This is a genomic window from Photobacterium ganghwense (genome assembly GCF_017329545.1).
GTDB lineage: Bacteria > Pseudomonadota > Gammaproteobacteria > Enterobacterales > Vibrionaceae > Photobacterium > Photobacterium ganghwense.
The window spans coordinates 901295-920990 of sequence record NZ_CP071326.1; the positions used below are offsets into that span (position 1 = coordinate 901295).

Below are 19696 nucleotides of genomic sequence, written 5' to 3' on the forward strand. Positions count from 1 at the left end.
TGAATAAACATGACTTTTATGGTTGAAAAATTTTTTGAAAAAGTGTCCGATGTTGAGACTTTATGGATATCCTCATGGCTGATTCTTGACAAATTAATACGGATGTTTTGTGCCTACGGCAGGGCGGTTTTTAAATTTAACATTTGAGAATTGTTATTATTAACATTGGTGATAAATATAATATTAATGATGTTTTAATAGGTTGGTTGTTTTGTTGTACATGCATGCCTTAAATAAAAGGCATTGCGGTGTGGTCTTTAGAAAGCGATTTTGCTGGCGAGGTCTTGTTGATAACAGCTTCGAATGACAGCTATAAAGTGACAGTGTCGAATGCTCGCTTCTGACGTTAGCCACAAACGTTAGCTTCTGGCGATAACATCGTGCGTTGTTCTCTCTCCATTCGGCATCAATAACCCAGTGTTAGATGTCAGGGCTTTGCCCATGCTTTGCCTAGCATTCTTTGTCAATGTAGTGGGCTTGGTGTAGGTATGATCAGAATCGTTGTTCTGAGTGTCTGTATGCGCAATGCTTGTGTAGCAGTAGCAGTAGCAGTAGCAGTAGCAGTAGCAGTAGCAGTAGCAGTAGCAGTAGCAATAGAAGAAGTGAGCACCAGGTGTCACTGAAAGGCAAAGGAGGGCGATGCGTGATTGATGAATACGTCAATGTTTTAAATACGATCTATTACAGCGAACTCCTTTAACCCGATCCACTGAACTCAGTTTTTTTTTGCTCAGACTGGAAACTCAGCTTAAAACCTAGGCATTATTCAAACCGTGACTTTCACGGCTTTAAACTATCTCTTTAACTTAACGACATTTTCAATGTTAATTGGGCGGGTAGCCTTTGAACATCTCATTAATCTGGCCATCGATGAAGCTGCGCCGAGAACTCGGTGTCATGGTTTCGGTCAGTTTTCGTTGTGAAGTCGCGCGCCACACAACCTGATTGCTCTTATTGTCAATCAGCTCAACCACCAGCTTGCCATACCGATATTCACGAATCTGTGTGGGGGTAGTGTAGGCTACACCTAAATGGCTGTGGCTTAAACCGTACCCATACCCGAAACCGAGGCTGGTACCGTAAGAGCGGTAGTCAGTTTGCTCGACAATCGCATGTCGGACAGTTAAATCAGCGTTGCTGTCCACTTGCTTCATCCCTTTGCTGTATAACTGGGTAGAGATCGCATCTTGTACTCGTGCTGCATCAAGAGAAATGGCATCGTTCTGCGGCTCTTTAGAAAAGGTATAAGTCTGGTATCGACTGTAATTGGCGGCAGTATTGTAGTCTCTTGAAACATCGGCGCTACAGGCGGCAAGCAATGATGAAAGCGCTAATACGGTCAGGGTAATACGCATAAGAATTACCTGTGAGTCAATTGAGCATCATTATCCCAGACTGTCCGCTATTTCGAAGGTTCTGAGATAACGGTTCCGTCATTGAACTCAATCGATAGTGGGAGGTGTCTGCCTATTATTACATCCATTTGGATACAGTGGGGAAACTGGCAATAGATCTGGTACTCATGGTGGAGTCCGTTCTCAATAAACGCCTGTAGAATCTCTGCCGTATCGGCAATCAGCAATCGACTATGTGTATCTAAATACATAACCTGCTCTTACAACTATTGAGTTCATCAATAAAAGCGTAGCTGATCTTCAGTTTATTGGGTTGCAAGTCTGAGAGACATTGCTGAGTCATTTGCTGGCCTGATTAAGACGCACAATGAGTACGTGTCACCACTCATTAGCCATTTCCTCACCTGTCATTTCCCCTCTTGTTATTCCCCCGCTATGATGAAAAGAATAACGAAATGAATGCATGTCTCTGGCAACGAGCTTGAATCGTAATGAAATTTTTCTCATTGAGCCTGATTTCGTTGCCACAGGTGTTGTTCAGCGTCTCGAATGGTGGCCCATGAAGATTTCACGTTGGATAATTTTGCTGGCAGTCAGTCTGTCTGCAGCCTGTATGGGGAATCTCTATTCCAAACCCACACCGAGTACCAGTGAGGATGTCGCCACACTGTCAGAACAATACGTCAAAGCCACGCGGGCGGGGATGTGGGACTTTACAGCGGTGATTCCGTCTAAGGTCATTCACCCCAAAGATGGCTATATCGATTATGAGCGATTGTGGTGCCTCGATAAATCAGTGGGTTCTGTTGACGATTATTTGTCCTTAATTGAGAAAGTCTGTGAACTTCGCAGCGGTGCAATGCAGGGTGAGTGGTGTGTCGGTGTCAGAAGCGGGTTGCCATTGTTTAGTGCAACGATGGAATACAGTGGCGCTCAATGTACCGGCGGTGACCCTGCAGCTGTTATACATACTCTTGAGCCGATATCTTCTCCCTCTGCTTTTGAATGGCGGTTGTTTGCCGAGATGATGGGGTTCAAGAAACCGTCTTAAATCAGTCTTTTCCCTGCGGTAACCGTTATATGTTGTGTTAATGTTATAAGGGTGCTGGACAGACCAGATGGTCTTTTACAGATGCAACCTCAACGGATACGAAATAAAAAGGATTTTCCCGATGGCATGGACACGGTTAAGGGTTGAAGAATCACAGGGCATTGTCACCGTTACGCTGAATCGCCCGGATAAACTGAACGCACTAGATATGGAGATGTTTCAGGAGCTGGATACAGTCAGCCGACAATTAAAGAAACGCAGTGATGTCAGGGCTGTGATTCTGCAAGGCGCAGACGGTAATTTCAGCAGCGGGCTGGACATTAAAAGTGTCGCAACCTCAAAAAAGAAAGCCCTGTCATTGCTGACAAAATGGCTGCCCGGCAATGCCAATCTGGCGCAGCGAGTGTCTCGAAACTGGCGGCAGTTACCGTTTCCGGTTATTGCCGTTATTGAAGGCAAGTGTTTTGGTGGCGGTATGCAAATTGTACTGGGTGCGGATTTTCGATTCGCGACGCCAGACAGTGAACTTTCAATCATGGAAGTACGTTGGGGGCTGGTGCCTGACATGGCCGGGTTAATGTCGCTACGTGAGGTTGTCGCCAAGGATGTGGCGTTGAAACTGACAATGACGGGCGAAATCATTGATGGCCAGACAGCAAGATCACTGAATCTGGTTACAGAAGTCAGTGACGACCCATATCTTGCGGCACAATTGTTGTGTCAGACACTACAGGCCCAGTCTCCGGATGCACTGGCTGCCATCAAAATGACCACCAATCGCTGCTGGAGCCGTTCTGAGCGCTTTTTGCTGGCACATGAAACCTTCAGCCAGCTTAGGTTGTTGCTGGGGCGCAATTTCTCTATCGCTGGGAAACGGCAGCGCAGTCAGCCCGAACTGGAGTATCAAAAACGTCAGTCATTCTGGTAAGTGATATCAGGCAGGGACGTTTCGGTGTATGCTGAAAACAGAAATGATTCAGGATGATACCGGAGGCCTGCATGCAGCAGAAAGATAAGGACGCGTTCAAATTCATTGCGTTGATAGTCGTCATTTGTGTCGTGGCACACATTGTAAATGTCATGACGGGCGGCTATCTGTCTGGCTTCGGTTTGTTACCACGTCACTATACCCATTTTACAGGTATGGCGGCGTATCCCTTCCTGCATGGATCCTGGCAACACCTGCTCAGTAATATGCTTTCCTTCTCGGTACTGGCTTTACTGGTTTCACGGTTTGGTCTGGCCAGGCTGATCAGCGTTTTTATGATCAGCTGGGCGGGGAGTGGATTAGGCGTCTGGATTTTCGGGCGAATGCATTATCACATTGGGCTGAGTGGGATCATTTATGGTCTGTGGGCTTACTTGTTGGTTTATGCTGTTATGTATCGCAGCGTTAAAGCATTGTTGATCGCTGTGGTTGTTATCTTCCTGTATGGCTCGATGATTTGGGGATTTGTGCCGGTGCATGAATGGATAAGCTATGAAAGCCATTTGTTTGGCGGGCTTTCCGGTGCATTGGCAGGTCTCTGGTATGCCAAACGTGATAAACGATTTAAGGAGCGATAAATGCTGGTAACCTTTAAATGTAAAGCCTGTGGCAATGTACTGATGTTTGGCGATGTCGCCAGGCAGATGCTGAGTATGATGGGACACTGTGAAAACATTCCCGGAGCGCTTGAAGCGGAAGAAGTACCGGATGCGCTGGCCAATTTGAAAGCGGCGGCACAGAAAATTCATCAAGATGAACAAGCGATGAAAAATCAGGGAGACAACCAACAACCTGAGACGGAAGTGGATGATGTAGGATCACTGGACTACGAACCTGTGGTCAGCTTGCATACACGGGCGACCCCGTTGATTGAAATGCTTGAGATTGCCGCGCGCGAAAATTGTTATGTTATGTGGCAGGAAGGCTGAATATCGGCTCTTTGTGAATAACCGTTATTCTCTAAATAGCTTTGACTTAATGAATAACAGCGACTTAACGAAGAACGGCTACTGAACGATATGTAACGGTGCGAACGGATCATCGCTGGGATCACTGAGCCAAATGTGTTCCAGCCTGATCGCCGTTTTCCGTGCGGTTTCTTCGTTAAGCAGTTCTGCTAGCAAAGCGAGGGACATATCCAGGCAGGCGATTCCCCCGGAGGCGGTGAATATATTGCCGTCCTGCACCCAGCGGGCAACAGGAAACCAGTCTACTTCATCTCCGAAACCGGTCACCCAACGGTAAAGCCGCTTGTTGGTGGTGGCCGATTTACTCGTCAGTACCCCCGCATTCGCCAGTAAGGCCGTGCCCGTGCAGGATGCGCACAGATAATGCTCTGGTTGGTGTTGCTTTTCTATCCATTCGCAAAGGCGTGGGTTCATGGCTTGCTGCTCTACACCATTTCCGCCCGGAATGTACAGAACAGACAATTCTGACAGCGTATAGCAACTTTGATCTACGCTCAGGGTATAGCCTTGCTGGCTGGTCACAGCCTGACCATGTTCAGAGATCAATTGAATAGTGAAGTTGTCCGGATAGAGAGAGAACACGCTCAATACGGATGAAACCTGTAACAAATCAAACTGGTTGTACAGCAAGATAGCAAGGGTAAACCTTGGTGGCCTGTCTTGCTGATGGGTCTCTGACATGAAACGCTAACTCCTTATACGGGTTTAAAAATAAGCATAGACCTGATAGAAGCGGCTTGTCATACCCAGTCAGACAAAGCGGTTTAGGAATGAGAAACCAGGTTGAATGGCAGTTGGGTGACGCTGTCACAGCTGATTGGCCACAGCCGTTTCGCCACAGTAGATTCGCCACAGTAGATTCGTCAAAGTAAATGGGATACGAGTGTTGAATTTTCGGAATACGAGTCAAATCAGCGCTGCTACTTCAATGTCCCGGTTACTGGCCAGCAAAGAAAAAGCCCGCCAGACAACAGGCGGGCTTTTTGTGGTCCCTTTTTACAGGGAAGCTAACAAATGAAAGGGAACAGGGCAGCCGCGGACTGCGTACTCATTTATCAGGTGTTAGTTCAGGCCTGATTAATGGCCTCAGCAATGATGATATTGCGTTTAATGGTCTGCACCTTTTGTTCATCCCGAACTTTCGCCTGCTCAGCCTGTTGCAGTTCAGCTTGTTGTGCTTTGACATAAGCCTGCGCTTGCTGCGGGGATTCAAATTTCAGCGCTTTAACATTGATAGACGCGATATTGGAGTAACGACCATCCGTACTGGCTGGCACATCAATTTTCCCTTCATTGATGAGCTGTGCAACAATTTTACATTCATTGTCATAGCCCTGCAGGCCGCTCAGTGTCCAGCGATGCATTGGCTTGCCTTCATACTGGCCTTTTTTCACCTCGGTCAGATATCGGATGGTCAGGTTACGAATCGTGCCGTCTTCTTCACCATATTCAGCCTCTGTATCAAACAGAACCGGGAATTGTCGGCCTTCAAGTACACCACCGGCTTTGGTCAGGTGTCCCATACGGTAGCTGTTCATACCAATGCGCACAGGGGTGTTTTCAGTAATCACGGTTCCGTCTGCAAACTGCAGGTTTTTGATGCGTTTTCCTGCTGGTTCGGTCAAATCAATGGTATATGTGACGCCGGCAAAGAAATCATTGGTGGAGTATTTGGACGCGCGGCGCTCAGGGTTAAAGCTGTACGTGACATCCCCCGCTTTTACACTGTTGAAATAACCGGCAGACCATTCCATGTAGGTTTTCAGTTCTTTGCCCGTCATTTGATAAACCGTGATTTCACCACCTGCATACTGGTAGTTGTAAGCGATATCTTTTGCCTTGATCTGACCAACATCCAGTTCAGCCTGATCGTTATCAATCTGCAGAGCAATGACGTTCGCTTTTGGCGCGTAGTACATGCTGGCTTCCTGGAACAATGCACTGATACCCGTATCCTGAATGTGTACCTGCGGGATCCCGCGGATCGCATTTTCAGGTACCAGATCCGTTCCGGTCAGGTTGGCAATAACCCGATTGGCATTTTCACGCAGGCGCTTGTGATAAGGTGCATACAGCGATTCCATTTTTTCATCTGAATGCACGCCATCGATTTGATAGGTAAAACTGTCTTTGTTGACCAGGCTAAATTTGCCGTTTTTCTCTTCAAACTGAAGATCAATCCGTGACAGCGCTCGACCATATTTGTCTGGCTCGGTGACAATTACGCCATTCACTACCGCTTTGTCGACTCGGGTGTGCATATGACCGGCCACAATCGCATCCAGCTCCGGATTGAGCTTAGCAATGTCTGTTACGCCGGTATCGGCCAGGTTGTTTTCGTTATCCAGCCCCATGTGTGCAACCAGAACAATGGCATCGACTTTATCATCAATTTTCTTGATAACTTTCTGCACTTCCAGAGAAGGGTTCGTGAAGGTTACGCCTTCCAAACGGTTGGTACCCTCTGCAAAGACCTGCGTCATAGGTGTATCCATACCAATTACGCCTATTTTCACCCCTTGTTTCTCGATGATGGTGTAAGCAGGAAGGAAAGGGTTGCCGTCAGGGCGCTTGATATTACCCGCCAGTGATTGGCCTTCAAACTGGGTCAGGGCACGGTTGAGTACCGGCAGACCAAAATCAAACTCGTGGTTTCCCAGCACCCAGACATCGTAATTCATTTCATTGAAGCCGAGCATCATAGGATCAACCTTCTCGTCTTTGAAGGTTTCCACAAAGTTACCCTGAATGGTATCGCCGGCATCAACCAGAATGACGTTACCTTGTTCATTTCTGATTGATTTTACCTTGGTGGCGATCTGGCTCAGGCTGCCGCGCATGTTCAGCTTATCCGAGGCGTAATCCCAAGGCATAAAATGACCGTGAATATCAGAGGTGCCCAGTATGGTGACATCAACACGATCACCGTCGGCGGCAAGAGCAGGCTGGCAGAGCGCAAAGAGGATGGTGGAGGCTAAAAGTGATTTTTTCATTGTTCATGGTTTTGCATAGAAAGGGTGTGCGCATAGTACGCTTCCCGGTAAAAAATTTTCGAGATGTGTGTCACTGTTATATGTAATAAATAGCTTTCATTCTTATCTTTGTGGGATTTAATTCACCATTGGTAAGTCATCGCGCCGTGATGGGATAACGACGGGGCAATGGCGCAGGCAAATTAAAGTTACAAGGATATTTAGGCTACAAGGATATTGAGGTTACAAAGATATAAAGGTTACAAAGTTGATGAGGCCACAAGGATAAGAATACAAACTGGCTAGGATCAAGTGATTGCGGTCGACGTAAGCATTCTCAAGCGGAGCGAAGAACAAGCCCATCTCGTGCTAAGGGCGAACTAGCAAAGGCTTGAAAACACTTAACCAGAAATGTTACTCGCGAATCTGTATGGTGATCATGACAACGGCATGGTCAGTGCTGTGCCCGTCGGTGTCAAACGAAGGGTTGAGCAGGTGCCGATCAAAAACCTGAAAATGGGTTACTTCAGCCAGACTCTCTGTGTAGCTCGGGTTAAATTTGGCGGAGCACAAAATGTAGTCGAGCACCATGCCTTTCAGACCGTAATAGAAAGTAAATGGCTGACGCGAATTGGCTACCTCATCTGAGCCTTTTTGTTTGGACGTTCCCATCGGTTCAGGGGCTACTCTTTGCTCTGTTGCCGCTAACTGTTCGGATACCTCTCGTGATGCCTGAAATAATGACCAGCTATTGTAAAAGAAATAAGGTGCCAGTTTTTCTCTGGCTGGTTTTTCTTTGAGTTGCTTTTGTCTGAGTTGAGGCGTCGCTGGCAATCTTACTTCGTTACTCACCAGTTGCCCAAGGGCACTGTCGGTAAGGGTATCGTTGAAATCACCCATAATCACGGCAGGATTGCCCGTCTCTTTTTTCCTTGCTAATACGGCCTGCTGCAGTTGTGCAGCTTCTGCTGTGCGTTGAAGAGATGAGGCCCATTGTCCGGTAAGTTGTTGTTGCCATTCTGGCAGTACATCACTTGTCTGGAAAAGCATCGATTCGTCTTCTATTTCCGGTTCATTTTCCAGACCTGAAAAAATGGTAGGGCGTTTGGATTTGAGGTGAACGACATACATATCACAGGCACCCAGTATGGGATGAACGACTGTGGCTCTCAACGGAAGACGGCTGAAGGCAAAATCACGCTTGAGGCCAAGATGCAGTGACGTTTGTGAGTTTGTTGGCACCGCAGACCATTCAATAATGGGATATCGGGAGGCTAAAGCGACCACTGGCTTGTCATAAATATATCCCTCAGTGCAGCTGGGTGCCTCCACGGTACAAAAATAGCTATAACCCAATTCACGGGTTAATGTGGCCAGTGCGTCCGGTGTGAATACTTCCTGAAACCCAATGACATCTGGCTGATGAGTGTGTAAATAGTTACGAATCCAGCGTTGCTTCTTCTGCCATTGTTCTTCGGTGTAAATGTTGTCGAATTGGTAACAGGCATTAGGCGGTGCCACAAAATTGCACAGATTAAACGTGGTGATCTTGAATGTGGTGGGTATATTTTCGGTTTCTCTAGACATAACAACGTTTTTGTTTGGGTTCGCTTTTCCTGGTTTTGGTGCCGTAATTATTGCTGTCGTTACGATGGGTAGTTAGCAATCTGAAACGTGGGTCATCTGAAAGAATACAGCCTCTTACACAGAAGATCCTGTAAGAGGCTGTCATAAACTGTCATAAGCGCACAGTAGATTGAACTGCTAACTGCTAACTGCTAACTGCTAACTGACAACAGTTCAGCGCTGAGTGATACTCAGGCGTTCAACGCTTGTTCCAGATCAGCAATAATGTCATCAATATGCTCAATCCCCACAGACAGGCGGATCATTTCCGGGCTGACTCCGGCTTGACGTTGCTCTGTTTCACTCAGCTGACGGTGTGTCGTTGAGGCAGGGTGGCAGGCAAGTGATTTAGCATCGCCAATATTTACCAGACGTTTAAAAATTTTCAGTGCGTCATAGAATCGGACACCGGCTTCGTAGCCGTCTTTTAGCCCAAACGATAAAATGGCTGACGGCTTACCTGCCATGTATTTTTCAGCCAGAGGGTAATATGGAGAGTCCGGCAAGCCAGCATAACTCACCCAACTGACTTTATTGTGTGATTTCAGGTACTCCGCCACCTTGAGGGCGTTTTCGGTGTGGCGTTCCATTCTTAACGGCAGCGTTTCCAGCCCCTGCAGCAGCATAAAGGCGTTCATCGGAGACAATGCTGACCCGGTGTTGCGTAGCGGAACGGTACGAGCACGACCAATAAAAGCGGCATCACCAAATGCTTCGGTGTAAACCACCCCGTGATATGACGGCTCAGGCTGGTTCATTACCGGGAAGCGGTCTTTGTATTTCTGCCAAGGGAAAGTACCGCCATCGACAATAATGCCGCCTAAGGACGTCCCATGACCGCCAACATACTTAGTCAGTGAATGGACCACAATGTCCGCACCGAACTGAATAGGTTTACAAAGTGCCGGGGTAGCCACGGTATTATCGACAATTACCGGTACACCTTGCTGGTGGGCCAGTTCTGCAATGCGGGCAATATCGACAATGTTCCCTGCCGGGTTTCCGATACTTTCGCAGTAAACGGCCTTGGTTTTGTCATCAATCAATTCCGCCAGACTTTCTGGTTTGTCATCTTTAGCAAAGCGAACTTCAATACCTTGCTTCGGCAGCATGTGCGCAAACAGGGTATAGGTGCCACCGTACAGCTGTGGCGTGGAAACGATATTATCGCCTGCTTCAGCCAGAGTCAGAATCGCATAATTGATGGCTGCGCTACCGGCACTGACTGCCAGCGCGGCGATGCCACTCTCCAGGGCCGCCATGCGCTTTTCCAGCACATCATTGGTTGGGTTCATGATTCGGGTATAGATATTTCCCGGGACTTCCAAATTGAACAGATCAGCACCGTGCTGGGCATTGTCGAACTCGTAAGCGACGGTTTGGTAGATAGGTGTCGCAACCGCTTTTGTGGTTGGGTCAGTTTCATAACCAAAGTGAATCGATAGGGTTTCGTCTTTCATTGTCTTGTCCTTGGGTCTTCCATGAAATCAAGTTTGCCTGGATAAGTAGCGGGACAGGCTTTCCGGTAATCGATCCAGAAGAAGCCGTTGAAGTGTCAATACTTACCCAGACAGTTACCACAGAGTACTATGAATGCAGGCACCTATAAACGGGTTTTGAAAATCATTCTTTTCTTCTGAAACCGTTGGGTTAATTTGAAATTACGACAGAAAACACTGGGTAAATACGTACAGAAAGAGAGAAAACAAGCACACATTGATTAACGAATAAGTTGATTCAGTATTTCTGTGGGGTATAAAAAAGTGTCTGGTAGACGACAGTATGTACACCCGTCCGAGTATCAGGATTCAAAATGCAGGGACAAACAGGGATTAGTTCGCTGGCACCTTGTATACGTAACATGTTGCACACCTTTCTGTCACATTTTGAGAGATTTTCATCTGTATTACCGGTTGAACAAGTCTAAGTGCATGACATACGATGGTATGGCGGTTTGATAAAACGTTTCTGATCTCCGCACACAATAAAAATCGGTGCCTGAAGCTTCATTTTCATTCGATGAACTCGGGTACTTTCAAAATAAAGCAGAAGTTCATAGATTCACTTTGCTACACGTTCGTGTAGGTAAGTGGTGACGTGACGAAAAGGAATTTGCTGTGAAAAAATTGCTGCTTTCGACGGCGATAGCGCTTGCCGTTACTCTTCCCGCCACAACAGTTACCGCCGCAGAAGTGCCATCAGGCACTGTACTCGCTAAATCACAACATCTGGTCCGTGCAAACGGTGCTGAACCTAAAACGGTTGATCCCGGTTTTGTGGAATCAGGCGGGCCAGGGGATGTGATCGTCAATGATCTGTTTGAAGGTCTGGTAATCGAAAATTTGCAGGGCGAAACCATTCCGGGACAGGCGGAGTCCTGGCATATCTCGGATGATGGAAAAACCGTTTCATTTACCCTTCGTGACAATCTGCTCTGGTCTGACGGCACACCACTGACAGCGCACGATTTTGTTTATGCCTGGCAACGTGCTGTCGACAATAAAACCGGTAATGCCACCGGCATCAACATTAAAACGGCCAACGTGCTGAACGCTGACGCTATCCTTGCCGGTGAAAAAGCACCAGATACGCTGGGTATTCAGGCGCCAGATGATCGCACGCTCATCGTGACACTGTCACAGCCGACCCCTTATTTCATCAGCATGATGAGCATCAAAACGTTCTTCCCGGTGCCACGTACCACTGTTGAAAAATATGGTGACAGCTGGACGCGGGCAGCGCATTTTGTCTCGAACGGCGCCTATGTACTCAAGCAGTGGGTGCCGAATGAGAAAGTGGAAGTTGAACGTAACCGTCACTATCGCGACAATGATAAAACGGTCATTGATGGTGTGACCTACCTGGCGCTGTCATCACAAAACGCTGAACTGACCCGTTATCAGGCGGGCGAAATTCACATGACTAACCGTGTGCAGCTTGAATACTATCAAAAGCTGATCAAGGAAAGCCCGGAGCAGATTCAGGCACTGCGTTTGTTGGGTTCCTACGTTTATGCGTTTAACACGCGCACGGTACCATTCGATAACGCCGATGTCCGGCGTGCACTGAGCATGGTAATTGACCGTGATCTGCTGGTGGATAAAGTGACCGGTCAGGGTGAACCTGCCGCTTATTCTGTTGTGCCAGACATCATTGCCGGCTATGCCGCCGCGTTGCCATCTTTCACTGAATTGGACAGAAAAGAGCGGCTGACACAGGCGAAAGCTTTGCTGGCAAAGGCAGGTTTTGGTAAAGACAAGCCATTGACCCTAACGCTGACTTACAACACCAGTGAAAATCACAAGAAAATTGCTTTAGCCATTGCCTCGATGTGGAAACAACTGGGAGTGAAGGTTGAGTTGAATAACATGGAATGGAACGCGTATCTGGCGGCGAAAAGTGCCGGTGACTTTACCGTAGCGCGCTCGTTTGCGTTTGGTGATTTTGCCGAACCTTCTGCGGTACTCAGCAGTTTCACCTGTGGCCATGTCAGTAATGAAACCGGTTATTGTAACCAGAAGTTTGATGATCTACTGGCTAAGGCAGCCAAAGCCGGTGATCAGGCTGAACGTTATCAGCTTTACCATCAGGCAGAAGCATTGCTGGGCGAAGATGCTCCGATTATTCCGCTGTATCACTACAACCATACGCGCTTGGTAAAAGCGAACCTGAAAGGCTTTCCTGTCAATAACCCGAAAGGCAACATCTACGCGAAGGATATGTTTTTTGTCCAGCCTTAACAGGCTGTCTCTACGGAATGCAAAAACGTTGCAATTTCTTGGGTAACAAAAAGCTTCTTGGGTAACAAAAAGCGCGGCTTCATTGCCGCGCTTTTTTTAGGACTGCAGTATTGATGGATCCTGTATCTGTTATTCCTATAACTGGAGGAATCTGGAGCCCAATGAATCCGTCTTATTTTTGTTCCTTGTAAGGACGATACAGGCACAGTGACATGACGATACCGAAACAGACCCCCTGAGTGATCATCGCGGTGCCCCCATAACTGAAAAATGGCAGTGGGCTCCCCATGACAGGTAATACGCCGCTGACCATGCCCATGTTGATAAAGGCATACAGGAAAAAGCTTAGCGCCAGTGCACCACTTACCAGGCGATTGAACGGAAACTCACACTGACTCGCCAGCCAGATGACCCGCCCCGTGATAAACAGATACAGACCTAACAGCAATACGCTCCCGAAGAATCCCCATTCTTCTGCGTATGTTGAGAAGATAAAGTCGGTATGGCTCTCCGGAATAAAACCAAGGTGGCCTTGTGTGGCATGTGTCCACCCTTTACCGCGAACACCGCCAGAGCCAATCGCTATCAGGGACTGGATAATCTGGTAACCGGCACCGAGTGGGTCAGATTCCGGGTCCAGAAACTGGGTGACCCGTTTTTTCTGGTAGGCTTCCATAACAAAAAACCACAGCAGCGGGACAGTCGTGGCGATAGCCCCCAAAAAACCACCGATGATTTTCCAGCTCATGCCCGCGAAATAGAGGACAAACAGGGCGTAAATCATGGTGAAAATAGCCCCGTCCAGATCCGGCTGAATGAAAATCAGCCCGGCTGGAATACCCGCAATGAGCAGGCAAGTGAGGATTTTACGGCTGTCCGGGCGACCGGCATCGACCACCAGCATCCAGGCAACCATCATCGGGATTGCAACTTTCACTAACTCGGAGGGCTGAAACCGGATAGGGCCTAGAGCCAGCCAGCGTTGCGAGCCGTTAGTACTGTCACCCATGACAATAACCCCCAGCAAGAGTACAACGGCAACGCCATACAGATAGGGTGCCGCATGCTGGTATTTACGTGGTGGGATTGATGACATCACGACCATGCAAATGATAGCGGTGAGGGCGCGCATTAAATGACGCTCCATCATGGGTTCACTGAAGCCGCTGGCACTCCAGACCGTCAGGCTGCCGAGCAGCATCACCAGTGAAACAGCAAAAAAAAGCGGATAGTCAATTCTTGGTTTATATCGCAACATAATGATTTTCAATAAAAAAGAGAAATAGTGCTGCTCTGTCAATGAAGTCAGCGCAGTGTTAACCGTATTGGTTGAGAAAAATGAATCGTTATGTTGTGGTGAAACGCCAGTCCCGGTGTCGGAACTGGAGGTTAGAGCTCTTCCAGCCGCCCAGGTGATGGTTATCTATCAAATGCGGATGCAGGATTTCAGGGATCAGGACCACTTTGCTTGCCGCCAGGCGCCATTGCATCGTACGAGTGCGTCGACACTCCAGCAGTGGTGCGCTTTCCGAATCAGAGAAAGAGGGGGCACGAAAATCACTGAAGACAGGCTGAGACGGTGGAGTAATTGGCTGAGAAAGCCAGCCAAAGTCTGCGTGCTGTTCAGAAAGCGCAGAAGTATCTTGTTGACGGCGTGACTCTTCCTGTCGGCGAAGTTCAGTCAGCTCTGAATCAATGGCCGGGTGATGGCCGACAAAATCATAACCGGGCAGTGCAAGGTGACTGATATAGGCTGACAGAGAAACCAGTGACAGACAAAACAGCATTGAAAGCCATTGTTGTTTTGAAAATAGTCTGTTCATGGTTTGCGGTCAGATCCCTGTTCCGGCTGATGAAAGTGTTATTGTTGAAACTGAACCTGCGTTCAGCTTGATGATATCGACGACGTAAAGTAACGACTCAACATAAAATTGCAATCATAAAACCGACAAAATCACACTTTTCTGAAAGAACTGGTCACAGACTGACCAATACTAATGAGTAGAAGTCTGGAAGGTTTCGGACATGAGCTGAAACTTGCCAGTGTGTACATTAGGGTTCCATGCTGGATTCTTATGTAGGAACCTCATGCTGGATGCGAAGAAGGCAGTATCACCTCCGCTTTACCTGGTTTTGCATAAGTTGACTCAGCTTTACCTGCGTTGCGCCGTCTACCTGATTTCTGCACCTATAATTAAACCATCACAAAAGTTAATGATATGAGAGGCACTATGATGCGACACATTTTGCTTTGCATTTGTATAGCCTTAGTGGGGGTGATCGGTTGTTCAAGTAACCCTTACGGGGACTCATACGGCGTGGCAGATACCCGTACCATTCAGCAGGTACGATATGGCACAATTGTGAAGACAGAACCGGTTTCGATCGAAGGTGAAGGCCAACTGGTCGGTGCCCTGGCAGGTGCAGCAGTGGGTGGTATTCTGGGGTCCAAGATAGGTGGGGGCTCTGGCTCTGATATCGCGGCCATTGGTGGGGGTGTACTGGGTGGTTATGCCGGCTCTAAAGCCGCTGAAGGGGTCAGTCGTCGTAACGGTGTTAACCTGACCATTAAAATGGACGACAACGGTGAGACCATTGCTATCGTTCAGGAAGCAAACCCGAACATGATGTTTCGGGTTGGTCAAAAAGTGCGTGTGAACATCGATGGCCGGAATGCGCGGGTCGTGCCTATGTGATGCCTGCCCATGCCTGAGTCTTTGTACATGTAGTATTTGCTTGGGCTACTTTGTTTTAGGCAACTTTGCTTTGAGTTACTTTGCTCAGATTAACGGGCTTGGATTTCTTTCTTTTGACAACTTTGTTGAATTTCTGGCCGCCAGTAACAAGTGGCATTCGTCCATGCTGAGCAGGGATGTTTTAGCCCGGCCGTATCATTGAGTGCGAATCACAGGCTCTGCAATTTGACAGATTTAAATCAGAAATTTGGCCGTTACTGATGGTAACGGCCTTTTTAATTCGTTATGTTTTAGCCAAAGGTACTAAGAAAGAAGGACTTATGACGCGATTATCCTCTGTGGTCGTTGAGCCCAAAGTGGCTGCAACCGCTTCTGTGATTTGGTTACACGGACTTGGCTCTAACGGACATGACTTTGAAGCGCTGTTGCCAGAGTTGGGTTTACCGGAATCAGCCCCCGTTCGATTTATTTTCCCGCATTCGCCGTCGATTCCGGTGACTATCAATGCCGGAATGGTGATGCCTGCGTGGTACGACATCCTGGAAATGGGAGCAGGCAGAAAGCTGAATCGCGAGCAGTTGGTTCGTTCTGCTCAGGATATCGCTCGTATGGTTGATCATGAAATTGCGTGTGGTATTGCCAGTGAGCGGATCATCTTAGCCGGCTTCTCTCAGGGCGGGGCAGTGGCGTACCATACAGCGTTGACTTATCCTAAAACGTTGGGTGGGTTACTGACGTTATCCACCTATTTCCCGACCGCCGATGACATTGCTCTTAACCCGGCAAATCAGGCTTTGCCAGTAGAAGTGATGCACGGGGAATTTGACCCTGTGGTTTATCCTATGATGGGATACGATGCAGTCAAAGCATTGAAAAAACTCGGCTTAAGTCCAGAATGGCGAGTCTATCCAATGGAACATCAGGTTTGTTATGAACAGATAAAGGACATTGCCGCCTGGCTGCGTAAAATATTGGATTTGTAAACGAACAAATTCACCGTGTTTCGGAATGATATTGGCGCAAGGATCTTTTCACTGAGACATTAACACCAAGATCTTGGTGCCTGAATTTGGTTACGGACAGAAAAACAGCCTGCTGATGATGGCAGGCTGTGTGTCGCAGTTATTCTCGCGACGACTGACAGAAAGAGTAGCAGCTGAACAAAACAGATAATCTGGCTCTAATGACGCCTGGCTATCTGATTTTCTCGCTAAAACATTCCGTGTCAGATTTTTCCCTCTCAATTCGACACTAACTGTTTGACGACTATTTAATGTCTATCCGCTTTGAATCAGGCAGTGAAGCTTCCACTTTGGGTACCTGAATGGTCAATACGCCATCCGTAAAGCTGGCGTGAACATCATCTTCCTTAACGTTCTGCCCCAGATAGAAACTCCGCATGAATTTCCCTTCGTATCTTTCCTGGCGGATCACTTTGCCATTTTTTTCTTGTTCTTCGTTTCGCTTGCTGGTGGCCTCAATCATTAATGAACCATTCGCGAGCTGAACATTAATATCGTCTTTTTTCACGCCGGGCAGATCCGCCGTAATCTCGAATCCATCCTCTTTTTCAATGAGATTGATTCTTGGTGAGCAGACATCATTGTCAAACCTATGCCTCAGAGTCGGAAAGGCATGATCAAACATTTGAGAAAAGTCGAACCAAGAATCACGTGGGACTAAGCTCATAGACGCCTCCCTCTGTTTGAACCATGACGCGGTATTTACTTGTTGAATGACCACTAAGGTCGGCCAATAAAAGTGTAGAGCCTGAATGAAGGCTGTGACTTTAAAACTCAGGGTCGATTGATGTAAATCAACTTCTGCATCATCAGCCTTTTGCTACTCAGCGCCAACACTGTCTTTAAGGGGCTTAAAAACGATTCACAAGAGGGACTATTCATCCCCGCCGTCGGAATCTGCATCGGCAGGACTGCCTTTCGCATACTTCTCTCCACGTTCACGAAGCTCATCAGGTGTGTCTGACTGTTCGTCGCGAAGAGTATCTGAATCGGAAGGTTTTGGATGGATGAGGTTCTTTAGCCAATCAAACATGGGCTAACCTTAGTGGCAGGGCCACAGTAATCAATGACATTACTTGATGAGTGTAGTTGAACGATTGACAGGTGGTGAGATGAAAACGGAAACGATATCCCGGAAAACGCTGGCCTTTATAAGGGTAACAGGCCCTTACGGCGAAAATTATGATCAACCACTGGATCAGCTTTTTCAGTGGGCAGGCGAGCATGGCTTGCAAAATGGACAGTGTCTGTTTTTGTATCACGACGATCCGGACAAGATCCCTGCCGCTGAGTGTCGGACCGATTTGTGCCTGACAGTCCCAGCGGGGACGGAAGGAACCGCTGAAATTGGTATCCAAACTCTGCCGGAAGGGCGTTATTGCCTGGTCAGAAAAATCATCAAGCACAAAGACGAATACCCGATAGAGTGGCACCGACTGGGTAAACAGGTAAAAGAGGCCGGCTTTCTTTCTGATGACAGGCCATGCTTCGAGCTTTACCACAGTTATGATCTGGAAACGCAGGTCGCAGATGTCGGTTTTTACTGGCCGGTAAAAGATCGATGAAGATCTGACATTCTGCCATGATAGCCGTTGTTACGCTGCAAAGACGGATGAGAGACAAACGGAGAGCAAACGCAGTAAAGCGAGCCAGAATCCGACATTATGCGATATTCTGACCCCGCTTTCGACTGGCGCTCTATGTTCGTTGTGGTCACGGTTGCAGATAACATAACCGCAACGATAACCACAATGATGACCAGGAAGAGAACCTGGGCAGAGCGAAGTATCGGCCCGTTTGTTTTGTTGTAAAACCGCCTGAGGCATTGCAAGACAGAGCTTCAGGCACATGTCGGGCTCAGTAGTCAGGTTTTTCCTCGTTACACCGACGCGGGCTGAGGCTGAACTGTCAGGTTGTTCATCCAGCGCTTTTTCAGATAACGGTTAAAACAGAGCCAGAGTTTAACGACTTCTTCGGACAGCATAGCCAAATACACCCAGCCAAAGTCCCATTGCCCGATAAACGCGCCGTAGGTGGTCACCGGAATACCGACCATCCACATGGCGATAAAATCCATCCGCAGACAAAACATATTTTCACCACCAGCACGCAAAATGGCGTTGATAATGACCATGTTCATCATTTTGAGGCTGATACCAAGACTAATCACAATCATCGCCGGGGACGAATAGGCAAGCAGTTCGTTGTTGTCCAGGTTAAGCCAGTGAAGCACAAATTCCCGGTTGATAAACAGGCAAAAACCGATACCTATACCGAGGATTAATACGAACTTGATAAAGAATATTGTCATCGCCTGTGCCTGATCAAATTCATTGCGGCCAAGGGAGTGCCCGATCAATACGGAGCAGGCGACGGATATTCCCATGAAGATGGAGAACAACAGTCCTTCAAATGGCCCCAGCATGCTGAATACCGCCAATTCTGTGGTACCCATATGACCAAAAACGATCTGATACGTCAGGGTTCCCACAGCCCATAACAGGCTGCCCAGTGCCTGAGGAATTGCCAGTTTGCGGTAGGTGTACCAGAGGGTCTGATGGCGAGGAATCGCCCGGCTGACCAATAGCCAGTGACGGCGGTAGGCCAAAACTCCCCAAATCATCAAAACCTGTGCAAATCTTGAAATGGTAGTTGCTAATGCAGCACCGGCAACGCCCATGGCAGGGATTCCCCAGCCACCCTTAATAAACAGAAAGTTCAGGCCAATATTCAGAGCAATCGTCACCGTAGCCAGTAGCAGTGGCATAAAGGCATCACCACTGGCACGCATACTCGATTCAGCCGTAATAATGATATGCGTCAGAATTAATACTGGAAAGCTGTACCAAAGGTATTGCGCACCTTGAAAAATGACATCAGAATCATTGGTTTGAAGCTGCATGATCTGAAGCGCGAACACGGTAATGATGATCGTAACCGGTACCATGATCGCGCAGCCAAATTTCATGGCCTGCAAGGTCACTGTTTTCGCATGCACTTTGTCATTCTGGCCCCAGTACTGGGAAACCAGTACGCCGTTCGCGCCGGCGAGCCCAGCCATGATCATTATGGCCACAAAATGCCATTTCGAGGCGATGCCGACCGCCGCAGTAGCGGATTGGCCTAAATCACTCACCATCAGGACGTCGGCCAGTGCCAGAATAGCAACAAGGGCACTTTGAATAGCGACAGGGAAAGCCAGCCTGGTGATTTTGCCAAACAAACCCGGCGGCAGTGCGGACTGTTTTGAGTCTGTTGTTGTCATTGTTTTTCTCCGG

General features: G+C 47.9%; 18 protein-coding genes. 8 read left to right on the forward strand and 10 right to left on the reverse strand.

All coding sequences use genetic code 11. From position 1 onward, the window contains the following. Nucleotides 1-824: 824 nt before the first annotated feature. A complete protein-coding gene (locus FH974_RS20090; RefSeq protein WP_047884305.1) occupies nt 825-1355 on the reverse strand; it encodes a DUF4136 domain-containing protein in 531 nt (176 codons plus the stop codon). A gap of 559 nt (nt 1356-1914) precedes the next feature. Here FH974_RS20090 and FH974_RS20095 point away from each other — a divergent pair. From FH974_RS20095 to FH974_RS20110, 4 genes are all read left to right on the forward strand, one after another. Further along, on the forward strand, nt 1915-2406 hold the full coding sequence (locus FH974_RS20095) for a hypothetical protein (protein ID WP_047884804.1): 492 nt from the start codon (nt 1915-1917) through the stop codon (nt 2404-2406). A 121-nt stretch (nt 2407-2527) separates the two neighbouring features. Beyond that, nucleotides 2528-3334 carry a crotonase/enoyl-CoA hydratase family protein gene (locus tag FH974_RS20100; protein WP_047884303.1) on the forward strand — a complete coding sequence of 269 codons (807 nt, stop codon included), beginning with the start codon at nt 2528-2530 and terminating at the stop codon, nt 3332-3334. A 71-nt stretch (nt 3335-3405) separates the two neighbouring features. Continuing rightward, nucleotides 3406-3972 carry a rhomboid family intramembrane serine protease gene (locus FH974_RS20105; RefSeq protein WP_047884302.1) on the forward strand — a complete coding sequence of 189 codons (567 nt, stop codon included), beginning with the start codon at nt 3406-3408 and terminating at the stop codon, nt 3970-3972. Further along, complete coding sequence (locus FH974_RS20110; protein ID WP_047884301.1) at nt 3973-4323, forward strand: DUF1840 domain-containing protein; 351 nt, start codon at nt 3973-3975, stop codon at nt 4321-4323. Nucleotides 4324-4401: 78 nt separating this feature from the next. Here FH974_RS20110 and FH974_RS20115 read toward each other — a convergent pair whose 3' ends face one another. The 4 genes from FH974_RS20115 to FH974_RS20130 all read right to left on the reverse strand — a co-directional run bounded on the left by FH974_RS20115 (nt 4402) and on the right by FH974_RS20130 (nt 10420). Further along, nucleotides 4402-5043, reverse strand: coding sequence for a DJ-1/PfpI family protein (locus FH974_RS20115; RefSeq protein WP_047884300.1), 642 nt, complete (start codon nt 5041-5043; stop codon nt 4402-4404). 386 nt (nt 5044-5429) lie between these two features. Continuing rightward, nucleotides 5430-7355: a bifunctional metallophosphatase/5'-nucleotidase gene (locus FH974_RS20120; protein WP_047884298.1), complete on the reverse strand. Its 1926-nt coding sequence runs from the start codon at nt 7353-7355 to the stop codon at nt 5430-5432. 393 nt (nt 7356-7748) lie between these two features. Continuing rightward, a complete protein-coding gene (locus FH974_RS20125) occupies nt 7749-8921 on the reverse strand; it encodes an endonuclease/exonuclease/phosphatase family protein (RefSeq protein ID WP_207104168.1) in 1173 nt (390 codons plus the stop codon). A 230-nt stretch (nt 8922-9151) separates the two neighbouring features. Beyond that, nucleotides 9152-10420: an O-acetylhomoserine aminocarboxypropyltransferase/cysteine synthase family protein gene (locus tag FH974_RS20130; RefSeq protein WP_047884296.1), complete on the reverse strand. Its 1269-nt coding sequence runs from the start codon at nt 10418-10420 to the stop codon at nt 9152-9154. A gap of 657 nt (nt 10421-11077) precedes the next feature. On the opposite strand from FH974_RS20130, the gene FH974_RS20135 reads away from it, so the two are divergent. Then, nucleotides 11078-12700, forward strand: a complete 1623-nt coding sequence (locus FH974_RS20135; RefSeq protein WP_047884295.1) for a peptide ABC transporter substrate-binding protein — start codon at nt 11078-11080, stop codon at nt 12698-12700. Nucleotides 12701-12872: 172 nt separating this feature from the next. Here FH974_RS20135 and rodA read toward each other — a convergent pair whose 3' ends face one another. Both rodA and FH974_RS20145 read right to left on the reverse strand, forming a co-directional pair. Beyond that, complete coding sequence (rodA, locus tag FH974_RS20140) at nt 12873-13958, reverse strand: rod shape-determining protein RodA (protein WP_047884294.1); 1086 nt, start codon at nt 13956-13958, stop codon at nt 12873-12875. Nucleotides 13959-14046: 88 nt separating this feature from the next. Next, the gene (locus tag FH974_RS20145) at nt 14047-14523 is read right to left on the reverse strand and encodes a hypothetical protein (protein ID WP_207104169.1); all 477 of its coding nucleotides are present in this window, start codon (nt 14521-14523) and stop codon (nt 14047-14049) included. Nucleotides 14524-14931: 408 nt separating this feature from the next. Here FH974_RS20145 and FH974_RS20150 point away from each other — a divergent pair, with 408 nt between their 5' ends. After that, nucleotides 14932-15396, forward strand: a complete 465-nt coding sequence (locus FH974_RS20150; RefSeq protein ID WP_107193922.1) for an outer membrane lipoprotein — start codon at nt 14932-14934, stop codon at nt 15394-15396. Between the two features lie 320 nt (nt 15397-15716). Next, on the forward strand, nt 15717-16379 hold the full coding sequence (locus tag FH974_RS20155) for an alpha/beta hydrolase (RefSeq protein WP_047884291.1): 663 nt from the start codon (nt 15717-15719) through the stop codon (nt 16377-16379). A 283-nt stretch (nt 16380-16662) separates the two neighbouring features. Here FH974_RS20155 and FH974_RS20160 read toward each other — a convergent pair whose 3' ends face one another. Together FH974_RS20160 and FH974_RS20165 are read right to left on the reverse strand one after the other, a co-directional pair. Next, on the reverse strand, nt 16663-17085 hold the full coding sequence (locus FH974_RS20160; RefSeq protein WP_047884290.1) for an Hsp20/alpha crystallin family protein: 423 nt from the start codon (nt 17083-17085) through the stop codon (nt 16663-16665). Nucleotides 17086-17292: 207 nt separating this feature from the next. Next, nucleotides 17293-17451 carry a hypothetical protein gene (locus FH974_RS20165; protein ID WP_157038308.1) on the reverse strand — a complete coding sequence of 53 codons (159 nt, stop codon included), beginning with the start codon at nt 17449-17451 and terminating at the stop codon, nt 17293-17295. 79 nt (nt 17452-17530) lie between these two features. On the opposite strand from FH974_RS20165, the gene FH974_RS20170 reads away from it, so the two are divergent. After that, nucleotides 17531-17983: an AraC family transcriptional regulator gene (locus tag FH974_RS20170; protein WP_047884289.1), complete on the forward strand. Its 453-nt coding sequence runs from the start codon at nt 17531-17533 to the stop codon at nt 17981-17983. Between the two features lie 314 nt (nt 17984-18297). Here the strand turns inward: FH974_RS20170 and FH974_RS20175 are convergent, their stop codons facing one another. Further along, nucleotides 18298-19683, reverse strand: a complete 1386-nt coding sequence (locus FH974_RS20175) for an MATE family efflux transporter (RefSeq protein ID WP_047884288.1) — start codon at nt 19681-19683, stop codon at nt 18298-18300. Nucleotides 19684-19696: the final 13 nt, after the last annotated feature.